At 63.4% G+C, this 21,340-nt stretch carries 23 protein-coding genes and 1 pseudogene; 9 read left to right on the top strand and 15 right to left on the bottom strand.

Going from position 1 to position 21,340, the window contains the following annotated elements; translation table 11 throughout:
* Positions 1–44: 44 nt before the first annotated feature.
* From NFW05_RS09550 to NFW05_RS09540, 3 genes and pseudogenes are all read left to right on the top strand, one after another.
* A pseudogene (locus NFW05_RS09550) lies at positions 45–248 on the top strand (FtsK/SpoIIIE domain-containing protein); the annotation flags it as partial.
* Positions 249–598: 350 nt separating this feature from the next.
* Complete coding sequence (locus tag NFW05_RS09545; protein WP_295305587.1) at positions 599–2,785, top strand: ATP-dependent RecD-like DNA helicase; 2,187 nt, start codon at positions 599–601, stop codon at positions 2,783–2,785.
* Between the two features lie 155 nt (positions 2,786–2,940).
* A complete protein-coding gene (locus tag NFW05_RS09540; RefSeq protein WP_295305585.1) occupies positions 2,941–3,378 on the top strand; it encodes a lysozyme inhibitor LprI family protein in 438 nt (145 codons plus the stop codon).
* Positions 3,379–3,470: 92 nt separating this feature from the next.
* Here the strand turns inward: NFW05_RS09540 and NFW05_RS09535 are convergent, their stop codons facing one another.
* From NFW05_RS09535 to NFW05_RS09475, 13 genes are all read right to left on the bottom strand, one after another.
* Entirely contained in the window at positions 3,471–3,863 is a 393-nt protein-coding gene (locus tag NFW05_RS09535; RefSeq protein ID WP_295305581.1) for a hypothetical protein, read from the bottom strand.
* A complete protein-coding gene (locus tag NFW05_RS09530) occupies positions 3,863–5,200 on the bottom strand; it encodes a recombinase family protein (protein WP_295305578.1) in 1,338 nt (445 codons plus the stop codon). The genes NFW05_RS09535 and NFW05_RS09530 overlap by 1 nt, the downstream gene beginning before the upstream one ends.
* Positions 5,197–5,637: a DUF2924 domain-containing protein gene (locus NFW05_RS09525; RefSeq protein WP_295305575.1), complete on the bottom strand. Its 441-nt coding sequence runs from the start codon at positions 5,635–5,637 to the stop codon at positions 5,197–5,199. The genes NFW05_RS09530 and NFW05_RS09525 overlap by 4 nt, the downstream gene beginning before the upstream one ends.
* Positions 5,638–5,782: 145 nt before the next feature.
* Positions 5,783–7,171: a DEAD/DEAH box helicase gene (locus NFW05_RS09520; RefSeq protein ID WP_295305573.1), complete on the bottom strand. Its 1,389-nt coding sequence runs from the start codon at positions 7,169–7,171 to the stop codon at positions 5,783–5,785.
* Entirely contained in the window at positions 7,168–7,434 is a 267-nt protein-coding gene (locus NFW05_RS09515; RefSeq protein ID WP_295305570.1) for a VRR-NUC domain-containing protein, read from the bottom strand. Before NFW05_RS09515 ends, NFW05_RS09520 begins: the two co-directional genes overlap by 4 nt.
* Positions 7,427–9,274 (bottom strand): hypothetical protein, encoded by a 1,848-nt coding sequence (locus NFW05_RS09510; protein WP_295305567.1) that lies wholly within the window; start codon positions 9,272–9,274, stop codon positions 7,427–7,429. The genes NFW05_RS09515 and NFW05_RS09510 overlap by 8 nt, the downstream gene beginning before the upstream one ends.
* A complete protein-coding gene (locus NFW05_RS09505; protein ID WP_295305564.1) occupies positions 9,271–9,930 on the bottom strand; it encodes a Bro-N domain-containing protein in 660 nt (219 codons plus the stop codon). The genes NFW05_RS09510 and NFW05_RS09505 overlap by 4 nt, the downstream gene beginning before the upstream one ends.
* On the bottom strand, positions 9,927–10,154 hold the full coding sequence (locus NFW05_RS09500) for a hypothetical protein (protein ID WP_295305561.1): 228 nt from the start codon (positions 10,152–10,154) through the stop codon (positions 9,927–9,929). Before NFW05_RS09500 ends, NFW05_RS09505 begins: the two co-directional genes overlap by 4 nt.
* Positions 10,154–10,696: a DUF2815 family protein gene (locus tag NFW05_RS09495; protein WP_295305558.1), complete on the bottom strand. Its 543-nt coding sequence runs from the start codon at positions 10,694–10,696 to the stop codon at positions 10,154–10,156. The genes NFW05_RS09500 and NFW05_RS09495 overlap by 1 nt, the downstream gene beginning before the upstream one ends.
* 17 nt (positions 10,697–10,713) lie before the next feature.
* Complete coding sequence (locus NFW05_RS09490) at positions 10,714–11,850, bottom strand: DUF2800 domain-containing protein (protein ID WP_295305590.1); 1,137 nt, start codon at positions 11,848–11,850, stop codon at positions 10,714–10,716.
* 27 nt (positions 11,851–11,877) lie between these two features.
* Positions 11,878–12,306: a hypothetical protein gene (locus tag NFW05_RS09485; RefSeq protein WP_295305555.1), complete on the bottom strand. Its 429-nt coding sequence runs from the start codon at positions 12,304–12,306 to the stop codon at positions 11,878–11,880.
* Positions 12,307–12,979: 673 nt separating this feature from the next.
* Positions 12,980–13,810, bottom strand: coding sequence for a KilA-N domain-containing protein (locus NFW05_RS09480; protein ID WP_295305552.1), 831 nt, complete (start codon positions 13,808–13,810; stop codon positions 12,980–12,982).
* Positions 13,811–14,045: 235 nt separating this feature from the next.
* Positions 14,046–14,699, bottom strand: coding sequence for a S24 family peptidase (locus tag NFW05_RS09475; protein WP_295305549.1), 654 nt, complete (start codon positions 14,697–14,699; stop codon positions 14,046–14,048).
* A 142-nt stretch (positions 14,700–14,841) separates the two neighbouring features.
* On the opposite strand from NFW05_RS09475, the gene NFW05_RS09470 reads away from it, so the two are divergent.
* From NFW05_RS09470 to NFW05_RS09450, 5 genes are all read left to right on the top strand, one after another.
* On the top strand, positions 14,842–15,060 hold the full coding sequence (locus tag NFW05_RS09470) for a helix-turn-helix transcriptional regulator (protein ID WP_295305546.1): 219 nt from the start codon (positions 14,842–14,844) through the stop codon (positions 15,058–15,060).
* A gap of 5 nt (positions 15,061–15,065) precedes the next feature.
* Positions 15,066–17,231 (top strand): VapE domain-containing protein, encoded by a 2,166-nt coding sequence (locus tag NFW05_RS09465; protein WP_295305542.1) that lies wholly within the window; start codon positions 15,066–15,068, stop codon positions 17,229–17,231.
* A gap of 444 nt (positions 17,232–17,675) precedes the next feature.
* Complete coding sequence (locus tag NFW05_RS09460) at positions 17,676–18,092, top strand: hypothetical protein (protein WP_295305540.1); 417 nt, start codon at positions 17,676–17,678, stop codon at positions 18,090–18,092.
* Positions 18,089–18,322, top strand: a complete 234-nt coding sequence (locus NFW05_RS09455; protein WP_295305536.1) for a hypothetical protein — start codon at positions 18,089–18,091, stop codon at positions 18,320–18,322. The genes NFW05_RS09460 and NFW05_RS09455 overlap by 4 nt, the downstream gene beginning before the upstream one ends.
* 172 nt (positions 18,323–18,494) lie before the next feature.
* Positions 18,495–19,928, top strand: a complete 1,434-nt coding sequence (locus NFW05_RS09450) for a site-specific DNA-methyltransferase (RefSeq protein WP_295305532.1) — start codon at positions 18,495–18,497, stop codon at positions 19,926–19,928.
* On the opposite strand, the gene NFW05_RS09445 is transcribed toward NFW05_RS09450, so the two are convergent.
* Together NFW05_RS09445 and NFW05_RS09440 are read right to left on the bottom strand one after the other, a co-directional pair.
* Positions 19,882–20,154, bottom strand: coding sequence for a Txe/YoeB family addiction module toxin (locus tag NFW05_RS09445; RefSeq protein WP_295305529.1), 273 nt, complete (start codon positions 20,152–20,154; stop codon positions 19,882–19,884). The two genes, NFW05_RS09450 and NFW05_RS09445, sit on opposite strands and share 47 nt — an antisense overlap.
* Positions 20,144–20,425 (bottom strand): type II toxin-antitoxin system Phd/YefM family antitoxin, encoded by a 282-nt coding sequence (locus NFW05_RS09440; RefSeq protein WP_295305527.1) that lies wholly within the window; start codon positions 20,423–20,425, stop codon positions 20,144–20,146. The genes NFW05_RS09445 and NFW05_RS09440 overlap by 11 nt, the downstream gene beginning before the upstream one ends.
* Before the next feature lie 37 nt (positions 20,426–20,462).
* Here NFW05_RS09440 and NFW05_RS09435 point away from each other — a divergent pair.
* A partial coding sequence (locus NFW05_RS09435; RefSeq protein WP_295305524.1) for a ParB N-terminal domain-containing protein occupies positions 20,463–21,340 on the top strand: 878 nt, incomplete at its 3' end.

Raw genomic sequence — 21,340 nt, 5'->3', positions numbered from 1 at the left:
TGCCCAGGGCTTTCATGGTCGGGGGCGAGTGGGCCCACTCATGATTGGTTAGGCTAGCGCAGAAAGCGCGCGCGGCAGGTATTCATCTGATTTTGGCGACCCAACGTCCCGATGCTAAGACCTTTTCTGGCCTCATCCGGAGCAACATCCCGGCGCGTATTGCGCTGACCGTCCAGCGCGGGACCGAGTCTACGATCATCCTCGATGAACTTGGTGCCGAAAACTTGCTCGGCAGGGGCGACATGCTAGTCAAAGCCAAACCCGGCGGGGATGCTGACCGCGTTCACGGTGTCGTGGCTCTTCGTGCCGACCAAGAAGCGGTCTTGCGGGAGCGCGCGGCCAGATAGATTCATACCCATCAAGATTGGCGCTTACCGTCCCGAAACGCCGCCACTATCTCCGATGGCAGTGGGTGCCGAGGATGGCAGCACAGGCAAGCAATGCTCCCATAGCTCCGCGTTGGTGAGTTGCTCACGGCATTGTAGACCGGACATTCGTACAATGGCTCTGGGGTTTCGAAGCGCGAGGCAGGCGATGGGAAGAGCGAACAGAGGGGGAACGACCCTCCGCTCACCGTGCATCTTTATCGCGGACCTCCATGCCTGACGCGACCCTCGCCGAACTCGACCGCCTCGCTGGCCTCGTTGAGCGCGTCACCTTCCACAACGAGCAGAGCGGCTTCTGTGTGCTTCGCCTGAAGGTGAAGGGTGAGCGAGAACTGGTCACCCTGATCGGCCACACCCCCATCGTCTCTCCCGGTGAATACGCTTCCGCGTCCGGGCACTGGGTCACTGATCGCGAACATGGCCGCCAGTTCCGCGCCGTGTTCGTCAAGATTTCCCCGCCGACCACCTTGACGGGGATCGAACGCTACCTCGGGTCGGGCATGGTCAAGGGGATCGGCCCGATCTACGCCGGCAAACTGGTGAAGTCCTTCGGCGCAGCCGTTTTCGAGGTGATCGAGCAATCACCCAAACGTCTTCGTGAAATTCAGGGCATCGGGGAAGTCCGTGCCAGAAAGATCACGTCCGGCTGGGCCGACCAGAAGGTCATTCGTAGCATCATGGTCTTCCTGCACGCGCATGGCGTCTCGACTTCCCGTGCGGTGCGCATCTTCAAGACCTACGGGCAGGGTGCCATTGAGATCGTTCGCGAGAATCCCTACCGCTTGGCCCAGGACATTCGCGGCATCGGCTTCCTTTCTGCCGACACGATCGCGCAGAAGATTGGCATTGCCAAGGATTCTCCCCTTCGCGCCCAGGCCGGCATCTCGTATGCGCTCACCGAAGCCTCAGCCCAGGGGCATTGCGGTCTGCCGTATGCCGAGCTGGTCCCCTTGGCGGTGAGACTGCTCGACATTCCGGAATCCATCATCGAAGCCGCCATCGCTCAGGAAATCACCGACGAGGTACTGTATCCCGACACCGTCGAAGGTCAGCCCTGCGTGTTCCTGGCACCCCTGTACTACGCCGAGCAGTCGATTGCCGCCCAAATCCGGCGCCTCAAGACCGGGGCATCGACATTGCCTGGTTTCGATGCCGACAAGGCGATTCCGTGGCTCGAACAGAAACTCTCCATTCAGTTGGCCGATAGCCAGAGGGAAGCCATTCGTCTCGCGCTGTCTTCGAAAATCCTGGTGATCACTGGCGGCCCTGGAGTGGGCAAGACCACCCTGGTCAATTCGATTCTGACCATCATGACCGTTAAGGGCGTCAAGCCGCTGTTGTGCGCGCCCACCGGACGGGCGGCCAAACGCCTCTCCGAATCGACAGGTCTCGAAGCCAAGACCATCCATCGCTTGCTGGAAGTCAATCCGCTCAGTGGCCAGTTCAAGCGCAATGCGGAAAATCCGCTCGAATGTGATCTCCTGGTTGCCGACGAGTGCTCCATGATCGACGTGCCACTGGCGAACCAACTCCTCAAGGCGGTCGCCACCTCCACGGCGATGATCCTGGTGGGCGATGTGGATCAACTCCCCTCGGTCGGTCCCGGTCAATTCCTAACCGATCTCATCGACTCGGGCACCGTGCCCGTCATCCGTCTGACCGAAGTGTTCCGTCAGGCAGCAACCTCCCGCATCGTGCGCAGCGCCCATCAGATCAACCAGGGTGTTTTCCCCAGCCTGCCGAATAGAGGAGAAGCCTCAGATTTCTACCTCGTCGCCGTCGAGCAACCAGACGTGATCGCGCGAACCGTGGTGGATCTGGTGCAGACGCGCCTACCCCGCAAGTTCAACGTCGACCCAGTTCAGGATATCCAGGTGCTTTGCCCGATGAACCGGGGGATCACCGGCGCCCGAGGCATCAATCAGGCACTGCAGCAGGCTCTGAATCCGCCTGGCGAGCAAAGTGTCGATAGGTTCGGCAACCGCTTCAGCGTTGGCGACAAGGTGATGCAGATCGAGAACAACTACGACCGGGATGTCTTCAATGGCGACATCGGCTTCGTGACCGGCATTGATCGGGACGAGGAGGAACTGGCCGTGACCTTCGACGGCCGGGTGGTCACCTATCCGTTCGGCGAGCTCGACGAACTGGTTCTCTGCTACGCGACGACGATCCACAAGTCCCAGGGCTCGGAGTACCCCGTGGTGGTGATTCCGATCTCGACCCAGCACTACGTGATGCTCAAGCGCAACCTGATCTATACGGGCATCACGCGCGGCAAGAGGCTGGTTGTGCTGGTCGGCCAGAAGAAGGCGTTGGCCACGGCGGTCAAGGGGAAGCAGGTCGAAAGGCGCTGGTCGAAGCTGAAGGAGCGTCTCTCCGCGACGGGCAAGTATTGATCGCTCCCGGCATTTCGGAAAGGTTCTGCTAATCCCGCGCCGGTCATCTCGTCCTAGCGTGCAGGACCGGACATTCGTACAATGGCGCCGAAAGCAAGGGGGAGGATGCCGGAAAAACGATGATGACCATTGCAAAAACCCCCCCGAGATCCCTGATGTCACGCCCGGCTTTCGTCGTGCTCGCCGGGCTGATGATCAGCCTGCTGCCGATTGCCGCCGGCGCGGACCGCGACGGGCCGGAGCAGGAAGCGATCGAGAAGGAAGCAATGCGAAACTGCGAGGCCAATCAGAGTAACCTGAACCTGTGCAGCTATAAGCGCTACAAGCAACTCGATGAACGGCTCAATACGCTCTACCAGATCCAGCTCAAACGGCTGCGCGGCAGCGAACAGGAGAAGCGCTTCATCGAGGCGGAACGGGCGTGGCTCAAGTACATCAACGCGGATTGCCTGTATCAGAACGGCCCGCGCGAGGAATCGGGAACGATCTGGCCGTTGCTGCAGAACAACTGCCTGTCACACCATCTGCAGCAACGGATCGACCTGTTGCAATCCTTCGTCAATTGCACGCAGGATGGATGTCTCGGCCAGTAAGGTCAGCGCAGGCGGCAACCCGTACCCGCACCGATTTCGGCTATAGCCAGCGCCTTGGGGTGACGAAGGAACCATCCGTGGAGCACAGTCGGTCACCCACCACCAACCCCAAACACCTTCCGCTGCACCGCCCACTCCACCGGAAACGGCGCCATCAGATCCTTCAAGCTCAGGTTTGCCGGCTGCTTCCCCGCGAGGATCGCTTCCACGATGTCCGGCGACAGCAGCGCCAAGCGCACGATACGACTGACAAACGACGCCCCGATCTTCTCCGCCCTGGCGATCTCGTCCAGACACCCGTACGTTCCGTTCTCCAGCAATCGTTGCCACCGAAACGCCCGGGCGATCGCCTTGATCATGGCGTTGTCGATGGTGGCGCTCGGCATCGGGTTACCCTGCGTCCCATCCGGCAATACGATCACCTTGCGCCCGCCGCGCCGCTTGAAGGTCATTGGCAGATCAACCGAAATGACATCAGCACTCATCACGCCGCCTGCCGCTCGGGCATCACCGACTGGATGAGTTCCCTCATGCCCGCCGTCTTCATGTCAATTCTCAGACCCGTCGGGCTGACCGTCACACGTTCCACGAGCAACTGAATGATTCGCGCCTGCTCGGCGGGGAAGAGCTCCTCCCACACCGGCTCGATCGACTGCAGCGTCGTGATGACCTGCTGGGCGTCTGCTGCTGGATCCAGCGCCACCACTTCGCGGATGGCCTGCGACATCACCTCCGGCGCCTGCAGCACGTTTCGGACCTGCGCGATCACGGCCGCCTCGATCTCGCCCGCAGGGACGCGCGCCACCGAGCACGCCTCTTTGCCGATCTTCATCGACGCCGTATTGACGTAGTAGCGATAGACCTTGTCGCCCTTGAAGGTGGCTCCCGGCGTCATCGCCCACCCATCGTCGGAGAAGATCAGTCCTTTCAATAGTGCTGGCGCACGCGATGACCGATTCTGCCGAGCACGCTGTTCTGGTTCGCCTCGGCCCAACATCGCCTGCACCTGCTCCCACACTGCCCGATCCAGAATTGCCTCGTGCTCGCCCGCGAAGTGCTGGCCCTTGTACGCGGCAACCCCGATGAAGACGGGATTCCGGAAGAGCTTGTACAGATAGCCCTTGTCGATCAGTTTCCCGGCACGGGTCTTGTCCTTGAGGGTCGTCCACGACTTGGTCGTCACCCCCTGGGCGCGCAGTTCCCGAGACAGGGTGGTCATCGATCCGAGTGCAATGTACCGCTCGAACAGCCGCCTGACCAGCGCCGCCTCGGTGGGGTTCGGCACCAGTTTTCGATCGACGACATCGTAGCCCAGCGGGGGCATGCCGCCCATCCAGATGCCCTTCGCGCGGCTGGCGGCGATCTTGTCTCGGACGCGTTCCCCGCCGAGTTCCCGTTCGAACTGCGCAAACGACAGCAGGATGTTCAAGGTCAGCCGCCCCATCGACGTGGTCGTGTTGAACGACTGCGTCACCGAGACGAAGGTCACTTTCTGCGCATCGAACAGCTCGACCAGTTTCGCGAAATCCACCAGCGATCGCGAGAGACGGTCGATCTTGTAGACCACGATGACATCGACCAACCCTTCTCGGACATCGTCGAGCAGGCGCTGCACACCGGGTCGGTTGAGCGTGCCCCCCGAGAATCCGCCGTCGTTGTAGGCTTCGGGCAACGCCACCCAGCCTTCGGACTTCTGCGAGGCGATGTACGCTTCGCAGGCATCGCGCTGAGCATCGAGCGAATTGTAGTTCTGCTCCAGCCCTTCCTCGGTGGACTTGCGCGTGTAGATCGCGCAGCGCAGTTTGCGGGTGATCAGGGTCATGCGGCCCTCCTCGAGCGCAGGCCGAAGAACGCCCAGCCGTTCCAGACCGTCCCGGTGATCGCCTTCGCGATCGCCGACAGCGACTGGTAGCGCTGGCCCTGGAACTCGAAATGCCCGGCCTGGACGGTGACCTCGTAAGCCGTGCCCTGCCACTCCCGAATCAACCGCGTGCCAACCACGGGCCGGTCATCAGCCCGGCGACTACGAACCCGCGCCCTGCCGCCATCGAGTTGCTCGCCGAGTTGTTCGAGGCGCTTCACGGTGCTGGTCTTCAGGCCGCCAAAGGCCAGCTCTTGCAGCCGGTAAGCCAAGCGGTTCTCCAGAAAGCGCCGGTTGTAGGCCGGCGGTTCCGTGTTGAACAAGTCGCGCCACAGTTGCTTCAATTCACAAATCGGTGTGGTCTTCAGGGCCACCACCCGGGCCAGTACATCCGTCATGCCGTGTCTCCCCTGGGGTTCGGAACAGGGTCATGAACGCGCTGTTCGCTCCAGGATTCAAGGGCTTTCTGGCGCTCTTGCAGGCGCAGAACGCCGTGTGCCAGGATCATGGCGATGGCGTGCAGGGGCGGGATAGGGCCGGGTCTCAGCATATTGTCGCGGAGCATGCGGGCGCTCGTTTCATGTAGTCGAGGAGCATCTGCTGGACGTCCGCCTTGCTCTGCCGGCGCAAGGCAACGAGTTCATCGACGGTGTCGCGGGCGACGATGCGGTGCACATAGACCTCACGATTCAGCCCAGCCTGGGCCTGGCGCGTCGGGCCGATGCGCTCCAGAATCTGCTGATCTTCCTCCAGATTCCAACCTGACGAGAAGTAGGCCAGGATGTGGCCGCCATCCTGGAGATTCAGCCCGTGGCCAGCGCTCGCCGGGTGCGCGACCAGCAGCGGAATCTTGCCGACGTTCCAGTCACGCAACGTCTGCGGGTCACGGTCCAAGTGGCGCGCGGCCTTGCCGAACTTCTTCAAGATGCGAGCCAGATCGGAGCGAAACTGGTACGCCACCAGCACCGGCGCGCCCGCGGCCTCCTCCACGATGTCCTCCAAGGCGATCAGCTTGGCGTCGTGCACTTCCTTCCAGGCGCCGAGATCATCGACATAGGCCGCGCCGTTCGCCAGTTGCAGGCACTTGTTGGTCTTCGCCGCGGCATTGAAGGCCTCGACGTCGTGTCCATCGATCTGGGCGAACATCGCCTGTTCCATGTCGCGGTAGATCCGGCGCGCTGGTTCGGGCAAGTCCACCTTGACCTCATTCTCGATCAGCGGCGGCAGGTCGAAGTAATCGGCGGCCGTGATGGTCAGACACAGGTCCGCCAGGCGCGCCTGGATTTCCCCCTGGGCGTGCGGCAGCGGCTCCAGTCCATAGCCGTCGTACTTCAAACGAAACCAGCGATCGGTGAACGCCGAGTGCGTCCGGCCAAGGCGGCGGCCGGCATCCAGGAACCAGGCTTGTCCCCACAGATCGGCCAGCCCGTTCGGGGCCGGCGTACCCGTGAGTTCGATCAAGCGCTCAACCCTGGCGTGCGCGACGCTGCCGAGGGCTCGGGCTCGTTGCGTGCCTTGCCTCAGCCGAAACCCCTTGAGCTTCGTGCTCTCGTCGGCGACGACCGTCGGGAAGCGCCAGTCCTCGCCGAGATGCTCGACCAACCAAGGCAGATTCTCGTAGTTGAGGGTGTAGATCTCGGCGCTCTGGCGCAGCGCTTCAATGCGCTCTTGGGCGCTGCCGACGATCGGCGAGACGCGCAGGTGCCTCAGGTGATCCCACTTGTCGACCTCGTCCGGCCAAACCGACGCGGCGACGCGCAGCGGCGCGATGACCAGCGCAGGATACACGTCCTCGATCAGGTCGAGTTCTTCGAGCGCCGTCAGCGTGGCTGCCGTCTTGCCGGTGCCCATGCCTGCCCAGAGCGCGCAGCGCGGGTTCCCGACGATCTGGCGGATGATGGCGCCTTGGTAATCGCGCGGGGAGAAGATCATGTCAACAGCGCCTCGATCGCCGCGATCGAATCGATGACGAGGACGGCTTGCCCCATGCCGCGCATCCGTTCATGCTCTCGAGCTTGGTGGGGCTGTGCTTTCGTACCGGGTGCTTTGACTTCGACCCAGTACAAGCGGCTGCCCGGCAGAAAGACGATTCGATCCGGTGCGCCGCGGCGGCCGATCCAGCGCACCTTGCGCACTTCGCCGCCGAACGCCTTGGCCCGGCGCACCAGGTAGTCCTCGATGTCGCGTTCAAGCATGTGGCGATCCGATCGAGGGCGTCGCCCCGAAGTCAAAGGTCGCTTGTGCTGACGACAGGGCCTGTGTATCGACGCCGAGATCGCCGAGCATCTCGCGGGCTTCGCGGACGTACCAGTCGAGATCAATGTCAGCGGGAAGATCGTCCGGCAGCACCAAGCACGGGCGCGCGCCCTGAGAGCGCGCCACCGTGTTGCCGTTGCTGATGTCCTGGATGGTCGCTGTTTCTCCACGGGCGTAGTACCAGCGCACGACGCGCCCGAGGGGCAGCCCCTTCCAGACCGCGCCACCCTTGACCTGGCGCAGGGTGATGAACTTGCGGAGGTCCTGACACGCGCAGATCGTCTGCTCGATCGGCGTGCTCATCTCCAGATAAGCGATCACCGCCTCGGTACAGATCTCGTTGGCCGGCGACTTCGACAGCGACGTGCTGGCGTACGCCCCCTTGGTCTTGACGCCGCCGCCGGCCTTGAGCGCGATGTAGTTGTTCACGTCCCGCGAGTAGATCGCCGCATACTCGGTCGCCTCGGTCGTGAATCCGGTGACCTGCTCCCACCATTCGACGATCGCGTCCATCTCGGCGATCTTTGCGACCGGGCACTGGATGACCACGCCGTCGGTGTTCGCGCTGACCACCGGGATCCCGTGCAGTTCCAGACGCTCGATCAGCATGAGCAGCGCCAACTGGCCGGTCAGCGTGACCTGCAGGAACAGCGCCGGCGCGTACAGCACCGACCACTGGCTGCCCAACTTGCCGAACGCGCCATTGACGCAGATCTTCAGCGCCTCGGCGGTGACCTTGTCGCCGGCGCGCTTGGCCGTCAGGCGGCGCTCGACGACGCCGCGATACACCGTCAGGAAGTGCGCGCCCATGTTCGCCGGGGCCAGACCACCGCGCAGGATGATGCTCGGGTAGTAACTGGCCACGTCGCGATCGACCAGTCGGTGGTGCTCGTCGGCGACATGCACGGCACGCGTCTCGCTCGAATGCAGGCCGCCGATGCCGAGACGATAGACGCTGCCGCCCAGGGTCACGGTGGCATCCATCATGCTCTCCGGCATCGTCGGGCCGCCCCACGGGTCGATGCGGTAGTCCGCCTCGCGCACCCGATCGAAGATCTCCTGCAGAGGCTGCGTCGTGAAGTCGATCCACGCCGGTGGGTCATAGATCAACGGCGTGTTCGGCGCCAACTCGGCCCGCCGAATCCGGGTTCTGGCCAGAAGCTCCACTTCCTGCTTGATGACCGCCTCGGCGATCTGCGCATCGCTCTTGCTGCGCAGATCAATGCCGTACTCCCGAGTCATGCGGGCGCGCAGTTCGATCTGTGGCAACAGTTGCCGATAGAGCTGCTCGGTCAGCGCCAGGTCGTTGGCGCAGTACGCGCGCAGTTGCTCGCGCTGTTCGGGTGCGATGCTGGCACCCGGCTCGATCGGCAGATCCTGCAGCGTTGGCGCGTGCATCCGGCCGCCATACTGCTTGAGGCCGACCTGACCCGGCGCGACCTCGATAAGGTCGATGTGATCGATCTCGAACTGGATCAACCCATATTGGCGGTAGATTTCCCAGTGCTTCTTCTTGCCGACAATGATCGCGTCGGCCACTTCCTTGATCTTTGAACAATCGGCGCCGGTCAGCGCCATGGCCAACACCGGCAGATCGAAGTGGTTGCCGTTGAAGCTGACCAGGGGGTAAGCCGCCAGGATCCGCTGCACCTTGGCCGCGTCAATCTCCTGGCCGGGCAGGCGCTCGAAGTGGACGACGTTCCCCGTGGCCACGTTGCGAAACGCCACCAGGAAATAGTCGCTGAACACCTCGGTGTCGAAGACCAAGACGGGTCTCACCCGAAGACCTCCTGCAGGATATCGGTGTGATAGGTGTTCACCACGCCGAAACGCGGGTCGGACGCCTGGCCCATCGGATAATTTCGCTCGCGGGATAAGCGGGTGGCCCAGCGTCCGAGCACCGAGGCGCCAGCGTTGTCGACGAACGCGCCACACTTCTTCGCGTAGCCGATGATCGTGTAGAACATCGAGTCCTGGGTGCTGACCCGTGACTCGACGGCCTCGACGCGCGAGGCCAGCCGCTGCTGCTCCTGCTCGAGGCGGTCGAGTTCCATTGCCTGCGCAATCACCAGTTGCATCGCGGCGTTCCTGACTACCGGCATCGCCGGCGCGGCGTAGGCGCCGGTCCTGCGGATCGACGGCAAGACCTCGGACGTGACCCACTTCTTGAACCTCCTGGCCTCGGGCTTGCGGCTGGTCAGGATCAAGCTGTAGAGACCGGACTCGTTGATGGTGATCATTTCCTGCTGGCCGCCAGGGGTGTCGGTAATGGCGACACCCTTTTCGTCATCATCCAGGCGGGCGATCGCATCTCTGGAATTACGCAGCCCCAAGGCTTCGCTGACGTCGGCACCGACAAACCAGGGTTCCCCTTGGTCGTCAGAAATTACGCGGACCTGCTGGTCGCCGAAATAAAAGGGAGTGATGGGATTCATGGCTGCGACTCCTTGGTGACGGGTTTGACTTCGATGGTTTCCACCCAAGCGGCGCAACCGTAGGGATGGCAAGCCGCAAACTCGCCGGCGCAGGCGGCCGCATCGTTCACATCCTCGAACGTGTTCAACGACTCCGGCCTGCCGCCGGGCACCATTTGCCCGATCGCGACGTAGTACAGAGTCGTCGCTGCGGGTTTCTCGTCCGATGCGGTGACCCTGGTCATCACACCAGATCCGCGTATTCTTCGTCGGCGACCGGCGCGAACTCATCCGGGCTGACCGGCTTGCCCCCACCAAACGCATCGCCATCGCGCATGAACTGCACCCAGCGCAGCGTCGCGTTGATGCGTTTGCCGAAGGCGTTGTCCTGCGCCCAGATTTCGATGCTGGCGACGACGTAGCAGCCGCCGTACGGCCGGCCGCTGGACTCGTCCAGGGGCGAGGTGTCCCTGTCGATCACTTGCGGGCGGGTCTTGCTGCTGGTGCTGATGAACCAGTTCCCGGCGTAGCCATCGTAGGTCTTGGTGTCGCCATTGCGCAGGCAGACCCGACCGGCGGCGGTGAGCGCCTTCAGTTCGGCTTCCGTCTTGGCGCCCCACTTGTCTTTGGCCACCGCCTGGATGGCCGCGTCGAGCTCGGCCTTGGCCGGGTGGTTCGGGGCAAAGATGAAACTCGCACCGTAGGACTTCTTGCCATCGGGCTGCGCTTGCGGCTGATGCAGGTGTTCGAAGGACAGGCGAACGTTCTTGAGGGTATGAATCGACATCGTGATTTCCTTTCGGGCTAGGCCGTAACGGGTTGAAACTCGGAACTGCGGACGGCAGGCGAGACTGCCTGGCGGGGATCGGCGACCGGGACGACGCTCGGCGAGCCGGACTTCTGGGTGATGTGCTGCTGCAACCGGGCCCAGCGCTTCGGCTGGTCCTTGAACAGCTTCTCGGCCGTGGTCGGCGAGATCAGCTTCAGGTCATACATGTCGGCGACCTTCAAGCGCATGCTCTTGAGCAGGCTTTCGACTTGAGTGAGGTCATCCCAGGCGCGGGCGCCCTTCTTGCCCTCGACCAGCTTGAAGCCGGGGACCGGGATGCCAGCGATGAGGCGGCGCTCGGCTTCGGCGCGCAGGGCCCGGCACCAGTCTTCGATCATCGCGATGCGCGGCAGCAGATGCGCGATCTCGGGGTTGGAGGCCGCCTCGGGAATCGTCTCGACGTCGTCCAGCACCTGTGCGCTGAGCGCCGGGCAGATCGCCTTGGCACGGCACCACCGGCAGGCCTTCTCGCCAGGATTGAGGAAGTGGGCGGGACCTTCGCTCAGGGCCTGGCGCACACGCTCGGCGGCCAGACGGAGTGTGTTGGCGTACGCTTCCAACTCGCCGACGGTGAGCAGCCATTCACTGACGCCACCGGCCCGGGGCTGGACAATGACCAGGCGCACGGTTTGCCAATCCGCGACGACGCCGTACAGCGCCATGGCCGCCAGCGCGTAGAGGACCAGTTGCAGGTTTTGCTCCGCCTGAACCCGCACGCCGCGGCCGTACTTGAGGTCAGCGACCGTGATTTCCTGATGGGCGAATGACAGCACCACCGCATCGGCCGTCCCCACGGCATCCGGCTCACCGGTGATCGGATCGATCGGCAGCGCAACCTCGATGTGCAGGTCGTCGCTCGGGTGTTGCCGGTAGTCGCGCACCCACTGGCAGTAGGTGTCGACGTGCTCGGCCATCTCGGCCGTGACCTCGTGGCCGTGGAAGACCTGGCCGACGAAGGCGGCAGCGCGCTGATTCTCCAACAGGCACCGCGCGGCGACTTCGTGGGCGCAGGAACCTTCTGCGGCAAACGGTGAAGGGGCGTCGGGCAGATTCCGGGTGAGCGGCACCGAACCGGGGCACGATGCCCAGCGCTCGGCACTCGACGGCGACATCAGCGCATGTTTCCGGTCCGACATCGCTTACTCCGCCAGCGCCGACGTGGCTGCCGCAAGCGCGTCGGCCAACTGCTCGGGGACGAGTTCGACACCCTTCTTGACGCCGAAGGTGGCCAGCAAGGCGACGACGGCCGGAGCGCCTTTGGCCGTCAGCAGCCTGGCAAAGGTCGGGGCGACATCGGCTTTGTAATCAAGCGTGGGGCTGGGCGGTGGTTCGGTGGTCGTGGTCTCGGTGAGCGCGGTGGCTGGGACATGAGTCGCGGTGCTGACGGTCTGCGCTTCAGCCTCCGGCGCGGCCGCCTTGCTGATCGCGGCCGTGGCCGTCCTGGCGGCGCCGCCGACCTTGGTGTGCAGGCCGGCGAGGGTTTCGACCAGGCGGGTCAGCAGCTCGTTGGTGTTTCTTTGTTCCTGCAGGACATCGGCAAGCAGATCGGGGATGGCATCGAAGGACATGGTCGGCTCCTGGTGGTAGGGTGGCTGGTTGATAGTTAAAACCTGCGTGCCGCGCAGTTTCCAGATTGCAGAATATGCGAATACCGAATCTGCGTCAACTGCAGAATCAAGATTCGCCAGATCGAGCCTTGGACAGCGATGGGCGGTGGCGGTCGTCCAGACAAGAAAAAAGCCCGCCGGGATGGGCGGGCTGGGTAGAGTAGAGCCAGGGTTTACTTCAAGATGATGGCTTGGCGCAGGTTGCTGACTAGGGTGTTCTAGGGTGTTAGATGAAGCCGCTGCGCGGAGAATATGAAGATCGGCCGCTTAATGCCGAATTGGATCCTCGGTGCGGCGCTGATTCTTGGTAGTGACCACTATTGCAGCCCGGGGTTTACTGCCAACGCTTCGAGCGCCAGCCTTGGGCTGCGCGTGCAATGCCCCCTGGGGCTTGCCGTCTGCACGAAATTGTTACCGAGGGGGGTTGACAAAGTCGATTTGTCCGCGAATGCCGCCTCGCGCTGCCAAGAATCGGCTTAACTTGTTGTTTCTGAATCACATATCCCAAATATATATTCTCTAGGGACGCGCCAGTGTGCGCCGGCCCGGGCTCATCCAACAAACGGATAGATCGTGGCTTCGCACGATCTATCCTTATTCGTTAGTTCCCTGCCGCGCTGATAGGCTTGTTCAATCAGGTCGGCACACGCCAAGGTAACGGTTTCGGTGTCGGTTTCGTCGGCGCAGCGAGCGCCGGCATTTGGTCGAGGAAGGCCAGGCTGTTCTTGTCTTTCTTCTTGAAGTACGCGACCCCGTTGATCGGGAGCCATACTTCGCGGAACCACGCGCGATAGATCGGCAACAGCGCCTCGGGATAGATCTTGGCGTCCACCAGTGGGCGACCGTCCAGATAGTCGTGCCAATAGACGGGTAAAGCATCCGTGTCGGTGCCGTAGGTGTCGCGCAGGTACGCACAGAAGATCCTGCCGACTGAAATGTCTGGCACCCACCCTTTCGGCACGTCGAACCCGAGCATGTGCAGCGGGCCGATCAGGCCCAGGGCCGTTTCTTGGAGGATCGAGAAGTGGCCGGGCGGAACCTTGCTATCGTTCGCAAGATACCGGTGCAGATGGGGTGGCAAAGCGCTGCCCTGGCCAGCCTTAGTCGTCTTGCCGCCCATCCACTCGACGACCCATTCGCTCACCTGGACGGCAAACTCGGGCGACAGCCACTGCCCGAGGTGAATGGCCACTTGCGGATGCACCCAAGAGCCTCCTCCGGTCGTCGGAGCGCCGGGGCGAGATTCTATAAGTGACTGTTTTGCTTTATCTATCGGAATCCCGATCTTTGCCGATAGCGCCACGAGGAACTCGCGGGTGTTGTCGTTGCTTCTGTAATGAGCAAACAGTTTTCCGGCCGCTGTGCAAAGAGCAGTCGCATTGACGTAGCCATCGCTGGCACGCTGGTCGACGACGGAATTGCTGACCAGATGTTGGATCAGGGTGAGACTGTATTGATGTTGCATTGTGAATCTCCGATAAAACCGACGCACCGGACAGACAAACAAATCTTATTGACTTCAAGATCCGATCCTTGTACAGTGCATTTGTTGCTTACAAAACGCTCGTTCGCCTCTAGGGGGGTATCGAGCAAGACATAGCGCCGTAAAGCCGGGGGCCAGCCCGGCTTTTTCGTGCTACCGTCCATGATACTAGGTTTTGCCTCCGCGCAAAATGGGTATTCTTCGGCTGGCTTCCTCGTCATCCGCCACGCCACACGACTTTCCCAACCGTGCTCACCGTTTCACCTTGGTGCCCAGGGATGATCTCGTCCGGGTAGAGCATCTTGTCCGCGTTATCCGAGCGGATGATGATGTCGCCATTCTCACGATAGAGTATACGTTTGACGCGCACGCCGAGGGGAGCGGCCTGCCACAGCACCCACACCTCGCCTGACTTGGGCGGCGTTGCCGACACGTCGACCAACAGCAGGTCACCATTTTGGATATAGGGTGCCATGCTGTCGCCGCTCGCCTCATACACTTCCAGGTGGGCCTGGTCCAACCCCTTGCTTCTGAGCCACTCCCGGCGAAACGCAAGAGTATTTTGCACCTCGACATGCTCTGGCTCCTGGCCATTTCCGGCGGCCACCTGAAGCGACAAGCGCGGGATCATCACATACTTGTCGGCCGCAACCTCTGCCGACGGCAGGATCCCTTCGGCCTCCAGGTGGATGTCAGAGGGCCTCACGCCGAGCGCCTGGGCCAGTCTATCCAACAGTTCTCCCGATACGCCCTGCAAGCCGCGCTCGATGCGCGAAAGATTGCCGGTATCCGTGCCAGCGCGCGCTGACAGTTCCTGCAGGGTCAGCGCTTTGCGCTTGCGAATCAATCGAATGGCGGCGCCGATACTCATGGTCGAAAGACAAGATAGTTAAGCGGAGACACCATTTATAGCAGAAATTTGCGCATAACGCAAATGCCTCGTGGATGATCTGCTTGACAGGCAGTCTGCGTACAGCGCAGAATATATGCGATGTTGCCCTGGAGATGCCGCTATGCACCCACCCATCAAGGCGGCACGCCTTAAGTGCGGCCAAACGCTGACTCAAGTTGCCAAGGCCATTGGCACCGACGCCGGAAACCTTTCCCGTATCGAGAATGGTAAGCAAAGGGCTTCGCCCGACATGGCTGAGAAGCTGGCCAGGCATTTCGGTTACGCCATCACCGAGATTCAGATTCTCTATCCGGAGCGGTTCGTCACCAGTGGAGCGTGATGCCCATGCCTACCAACGTGATCGAGATCTACCGTGCCCCCGGCGCGCTGCCGGCGACGCTCAAGGGGCTGAAGGGCTGGCTGCTGTGGAAGCTCGAACAGCACCACGGCGAAAGCAAGCCGCGCAAGGTCCCTTACTATATTGACGGCCGACGCCGCCGTGGCACACAGGGCGGCAAACCGGACCTCGATGCGCTGGCCACCCTGGACCGGGCCGCGCTGGCGTGCTCAAAGGGCGGCTATTCCGGCATCGGCTTGGCGGTGCTGCCGCAGTGGGGGATCACCGCGGTCGATTTCGATGGGGTGATCGTCGACGGCGTGATCGACTCGGCCGTGGCGGCGCTGATCGCCGGCACGTATTCGGAGGTTTCTCCGTCAGGCCACGGCGTGCGCGCCTTCTTTCTCGGCCGCGTGCCGGCCAACCGCAAGGACAATCGCCGCTCGCCCCAGGTGGAGTTCTTCACCAGCAAGGGCTTCGTCACGGTCACCGGTCGGCTCACCGAAGTCTGCAGTCTGCTCGGTCTGGACGAGTCCCTCGCGCCGCTGACACCCGAAATCCTGGCGCTCTACACCGAGCGCTTTGGCGTCGGGAAAGCATCGGCGACGGCGATCGAGGACCTCGATCCGCACCAGGTGCGCGAGATGCTGAACCACGTCGATCCCGATGGCCCGCACGACGCCTGGCTTCGGATCGGCCTCGGCCTGCACCACCAGTTCGGCGCCGACGGTTTCGAGCTGTGGAACGAGTGGTCGGTGCGCGGCACGAAGTACCCCGGTGAACGCACGCTGCGCAGCCGCTGGGGTTCGATTCGCAACGACGAGGCCAACCCGGTGACGATCGCCACGGTCCGCCAGGCGGCGCGCGAGGGGGGCTGGGTCGAGGACCTGAGCGCCGAGTTTGAACCTCTGGTCGATGCTGAGCCCACCGATGCCGAAGTCACGACACTTACGCCCCGCACGGCGCCGGCCGACGCTCCCTGGCCGGGGCTCGCGAGGGACCGCTACGGGCGCATCGAACCGACGGTCGGCAACCTCTTCAAGGCGCTGGGCCACGAGGGCATGGCCCGAATGCGTCTGGGCTATGACCAGTTCCGCGACGAGATCATGTTCTCGACCGACGCCGGCGAGAACTGGGCGCCGTTCAAGGACGTCGACTACGTCACGCTGCGCATCACCCTCGAGCGCCGCGGATTCAAACCCATCGGCCGCGAGCTGATCCGCGACGTGGTCGCCCGCGTCGCCGAGGACCACCGCTTCGACAGCGCGCAGCAGTGGCTCAACACGCTGGCCTGGGATAGCGTGCCGCGCATCGACGGCTTTCTGCCCAGTTATTTTGGCGCCGAAGATACGCCCTATGCGCAAGCCATCGGCGCCTACACCTGGACGGCGCTCGCGGGTCGCGTCATGGAGCCTGGCTGCAAGGCCGACATGGCGCCGATCCTGATCGGCGAGCAGGGAAGCGGCAAGTCCTCCGGCGTGGTAGCCATGGCGCCGGCGCGGGACTTCTTCTGCGAGATCTCGTTCACCGAGGAAGAAGCCGACCTGGCGCGGAAGATGCGTGGCCGGCTGATTGCCGAGATCGGCGAGCTGCGCGGTCTGCATACCCGCGAGCTGGAGCACATCAAGGCTTTCGTTTCCCGCACGCATGAAGACTGGATTCCGAAGTTCAAGGAGTTCCACACCGTCTTTCCGCGCCGGCTGCTGTTGATCGGTACCACCAACCAGGGCGAGTTTCTCGCGGATGAGACGGGCAATCGGCGCTGGTTGCCGATCCGGGTCGGCCGCGTCGATGTCGAGGCCATTGAGCGGGACTGTCTGCAGCTGTGGGCCGAGGGGCGGGATCGTTTCCTGTTGGAGGGTGTGGCCTGGTCGGATGCCGAGCGACTGGCTCGCGATCAGCACCAGGCGCACATGATTACCGATTCCTGGGAGGACATCGTGCGCGAATGGCTCGACCAGGTCGGCGCGGACGGCGTGAAGAACGCAAGTCGCAGATTTTTGCGACTCAACGACGTGCTGCGCTTCGCACTCAATTTCGACACGAAGAACATTACAAGGCGCGAAGAATTGCGCGTTGGTCGGGTGCTGACCACGATCGGCTATGAAAAAAAGGTCGTGCGCGAGGGCGACAAGCTATTTAAAGCCTGGGTCGATGTTCGGATTCCATTTTGACATGGGCGGTGGACGACAGAACGGTGGCAGAAGGGTAACGGGTAACGGAAGGGTAACAAGCCAAACCCTTGCGTGGCAAGGCTTCCAGCCCTGTCACCCTTGTTACCCTTCTATCTCAAAGGGAGGATAGAAATGACTATATCTGTAGGCTGTAGGGGGGAATAGGGAAGAAGGGTAGCAAGGGGAACAGGGTAACAGCAAAATTTTGCGCGTGGCCTGAGGCCCTGGTGAGGAATGGAATGAGTCCTGCAAAAATGATCGGTCCTGCAGTTTTTTTTTGCACGTTGGAAAAGGCGGGTGCGTCATGCCGCACGTCGCAAGTTGCACTGCGCCGCGGGCGCCACGCTGTGCCCTGGTTTGAGCGCTGTCCCCGAGGCAGCCTGAATGAATCCCTCGGGGGCGGACAGGAACCGGACCACCACATCGCGTCGATAGGAGATTGGCATGGCAAGAAACCCGCGGCGTGATCTGCGCCACTTCCCGGAGTGGCTGCACCAGGAGTTGCTCAACTGGTCGCGCTGGTGCTGGCTGGGGGCGTGGCCGCATCCGTTGCCGCCGAGGCACTGCGGTTCGGCCGAGCGCGACTACACCCGGTTCCGGGTGGACGCCTGCGCGGACGAGCCGCCACCAGTCCCGCCCATCGAGTCACGGGCGCTGATCGTCGATGCCGTGTGGCGTGGCTTGCCGGATATGCCGAAGCGGGTGCTGCGCACCGAGTATCCGCAGTACCACGACTCGGGGCGGGCCGAGTTCGGGCGGGTCGGTGCGGCGCGCCGGATGGGCCTGCGGTTGGGGGATTATGAAGCGGCGCTGGGCGTGGCGATCGGGCGCGTGTGGGATGCCTTCGAGGGCCGCAAATGAAATATGCCCACGAGGTGATCGATCTGCTCGCCGCGTATCCGGGGCGCCGGTTCGTGATGCGACAGATCGTCCTGTACGTCAATCCGCGGGCAGGACGCCAGGAGCGCATGGCCATCAAGAAAGCGGTGCAGCGCGTCCTGCTGGCGCTGGCCGTGACCGGCAGCGTCGCGATCACGCCGCCCGAGAGGTTCGGTGCTCCGGCGCACTATACCTGGAAAACCGGGACATGACGGGCTTGCAAAGCGGGACGCAAACCGGGACACTGACGCAGCTAGGCAAGGTGCGCCCGTAGCAGCCGCACCACCCCACCACCGAACCCGCCCACGTGGCGGGTTTTTGCGTTCCGCGCCCCCACGGCCCGCGCCCCCGTCGCGGGCCGTTTCTTTTGGAATCCCCGAAGCCATGCTCTCCGTCGAATACCGGAAGGTCGAGACGCTGATTCCGTACGCCCGCAATCCAAGAACGCACAGCGCCGACCAGATCGCGCAGATCGCCGCGAGCATCGTCGAGTACGGCTGGACCTCGCCGATTCTGGTCGACGGCGACAACGGGATTCTCGCTGGCCACGGCCGGTTCGCCGCGGCGCGTCAGCTGGGGCTCGCCGAAGTGCCGGTCATCGAACTCGGGCACCTGTCGCCGACGCAGAAGCGCGCCTACCTGCTGTCGGACAACCGGACGGCCCTGGGATCGGGCTGGGACGAGGATCTCCTCGCTGTCGAACTCTCCGAGCTTGCCGACGCGGGGTACGACCTTGCGCTGACGGGGTTCGATCAGACGGAGATCGAGCGCCTGCTGGCGCTGACTGCGGACGAGGAGCCTGCCGAAGCCGATTCGGGGGACGCTCCCGACGCCGCGGATGCCGTTCCCGAGACGCCGACGAACCCGGTGTCGCGAACCGGCGATGTCTGGCTCCTCGGGGCACACCGACTGATCTGCGGCGATGCCGCTGACCCGGTCGTCGTCGGCGGGTTGATGGGCCAGGACCGCGCGAACCTGCTGGTGACCAGCCCGCCGTACGCCAACCAGCGCGCCTACACGACGGGCGGCATCGCCGATTGGGATCGGCTGATGCAGGGCGTCTTCGCCGTGGCGATGACCGTGTTGGCCGCGGCGGGGCAGATGCTGGTCAACCTCGGGCTGGTCCATCGCGAGGGCAGCGTGGTGCGCTACTGGGACGACTGGCTGTCGTGGATGCCGCGCCAAGGCTGGCGCTTCTTCGGCTGGTACGTCTGGGACCAAGGCGTGACCGTTCCGGGCGACTGGGCGGGCCGGCTCGCCCCACGGCACGAATTCCTGTTCCACTTCAACCGTGAGGCCAGGAAGCCGAACAAGACGGTGCCGTGCAAGTTCGCGGGCGAGGACAAGCATCTGCGTCCGGATGGCAGCAGCAGCGGTGGCCTGCGCAGCCGGGAAGGCGAGCACACGGCGTGGAATCACGCGGGCAAGGTGACGCAGGAGTTCCGGATTCCGGACTCAGTCGTGACCGCAACCCGTCAGCGGGGATCCATTGGCGAGGGACTCGACCACCCGGCGGTCTTCCCGGTCGCGCTGCCGCAGTTCGTGATCGAGGGCTACACGGATCCGGGAGATATCGTCCTCGACCCCTTCGGCGGTTCCGGGACGACGCTGCTCGCCGCGCAGCGCTCCAGCCGGATCGCTCGGGTCATCGAGATCGCGCCCGAGTACGTCGACGTCGCGATCAAGCGCTTCCGGCAGAACTTCCCCGCCGTGCAGGCGACCTTGCTGGCGACCGGCCAGACCTTCGACGAGGTTGCTGCCGAGCGCGGCATCAGTAGTGGTAGCGCCCCTGGAGAAACTCGATTCGTTCCGCCTTGACCAGATAGACGCAGCGATGCTCCAGGGTGATCCGTCGGGACCAGACGTCGGAGCCCAGATACTTCAGCGGCTCGGGCTTGCCGATCCCGGCGAAAGGGTCTCGCAAGGTCGCTTCCATCAGCTCGAGCAGGCGTTTCGCTACCCGTCGGTCGGTCTCGACCCAGTAGTGCAGGTCTTCGAGGAACTCCGGGTGCACCACCGCGAGTCGCCGGATCTCACGACTCAAGATGGAGGTCCTGCTTCAGCGTGTCCAGAGACACCGGGTCCAGCTCGCGCGAGCGGGCGCGTCCCAGGGCGGCCAGCAGACGCTCTGCGTTCTTTGGCGACCGTAGCAGGTAAGCGGTCTCAATCAGGCCATTCAGTTCGTCGGCGGCGATCATCGCCACCGAACCACCAGAACGGCGGTGAATGACGACGACCTCGCGAGCGTCGACCGCGGCGTCCATGAGCGACTTGAGGTGGCTGCGTGCTTCGCTGTAGGTGGTTTCGATAGTCATGGCGGAATCCAGTCTTGTACAGACCTATTGTACGCAAATGTCGGCCCATACGCTTGCGTTGAGGGTGGAGACCTGGCCCATCGGCCGGCTGATCGAGTACGCCCGCAATCCGCGGAAGAACGACCACGCCGTCGATCAGATGGCGGCGGTCATCCGCGAGTTCGGGTTCCGGATTCCGTGTGTCGCGCAATCGGACGGCCGGCTGGTCGACGGCCACCTGCGCCTGAAGGCGGCTCGCAAGCTCGGGCTCGACACGGTGCCGGTGATTCTCGCCGACGATCTCACCCCGGCGCAGATCAAGGCGTTCCGGCTGCTGGCCAACCGCTCGGCGACCTGGGCCGAGTGGGACGAGGACCTGCTGCGACTCGAACTCGAGGAGTTGAAGCTCGACGACTTCGACCTCGCCCTGACGGGCTTCGATGGCGACGAGTTGCTGGATCTGCTCTCCGGGCAGGAGACGACGACCGAAGGCCAGACCGACGACGACGCGGTACCTGAGGTCCCGGAGACGCCGATCTCGCAGCTCGGGGACGTCTGGATCTGCGGTAAACACCGCGTGCTCTGCGGGGACGCCACGCAGGAGGCGAGCTACGCGGCGCTGCTCGGTATCGGGCATGTGGCGATGGTCTGGCAGGACCCGCCGTACAACGTCGACTACGCCAACAGCGCCAAGGACAAACTGCGCGGCACCAACCGCCCAATCCTCAACGACAACCTCGGCGACAGGTTCTACGACTTCCTGGTGTCTGCCCTTGCGCCGGCCCTGGCGCGCTGCGACGGGGCGGTCTACATCGCGATGTCTTCGAGCGAACTGGACACGCTGCAGTCGGCGTTTCGCGCCGCTGGTGGCCACTGGTCGACGTTCATCATCTGGGCCAAGAACACCTTCACGATGGGCCGCGCCGACTACCAGCG

This window comes from Accumulibacter sp. (genome assembly GCF_023806625.1).
GTDB lineage: Bacteria > Pseudomonadota > Gammaproteobacteria > Burkholderiales > Rhodocyclaceae > Accumulibacter.
This window is presented reverse-complemented; position numbering and strand designations above follow the sequence as displayed.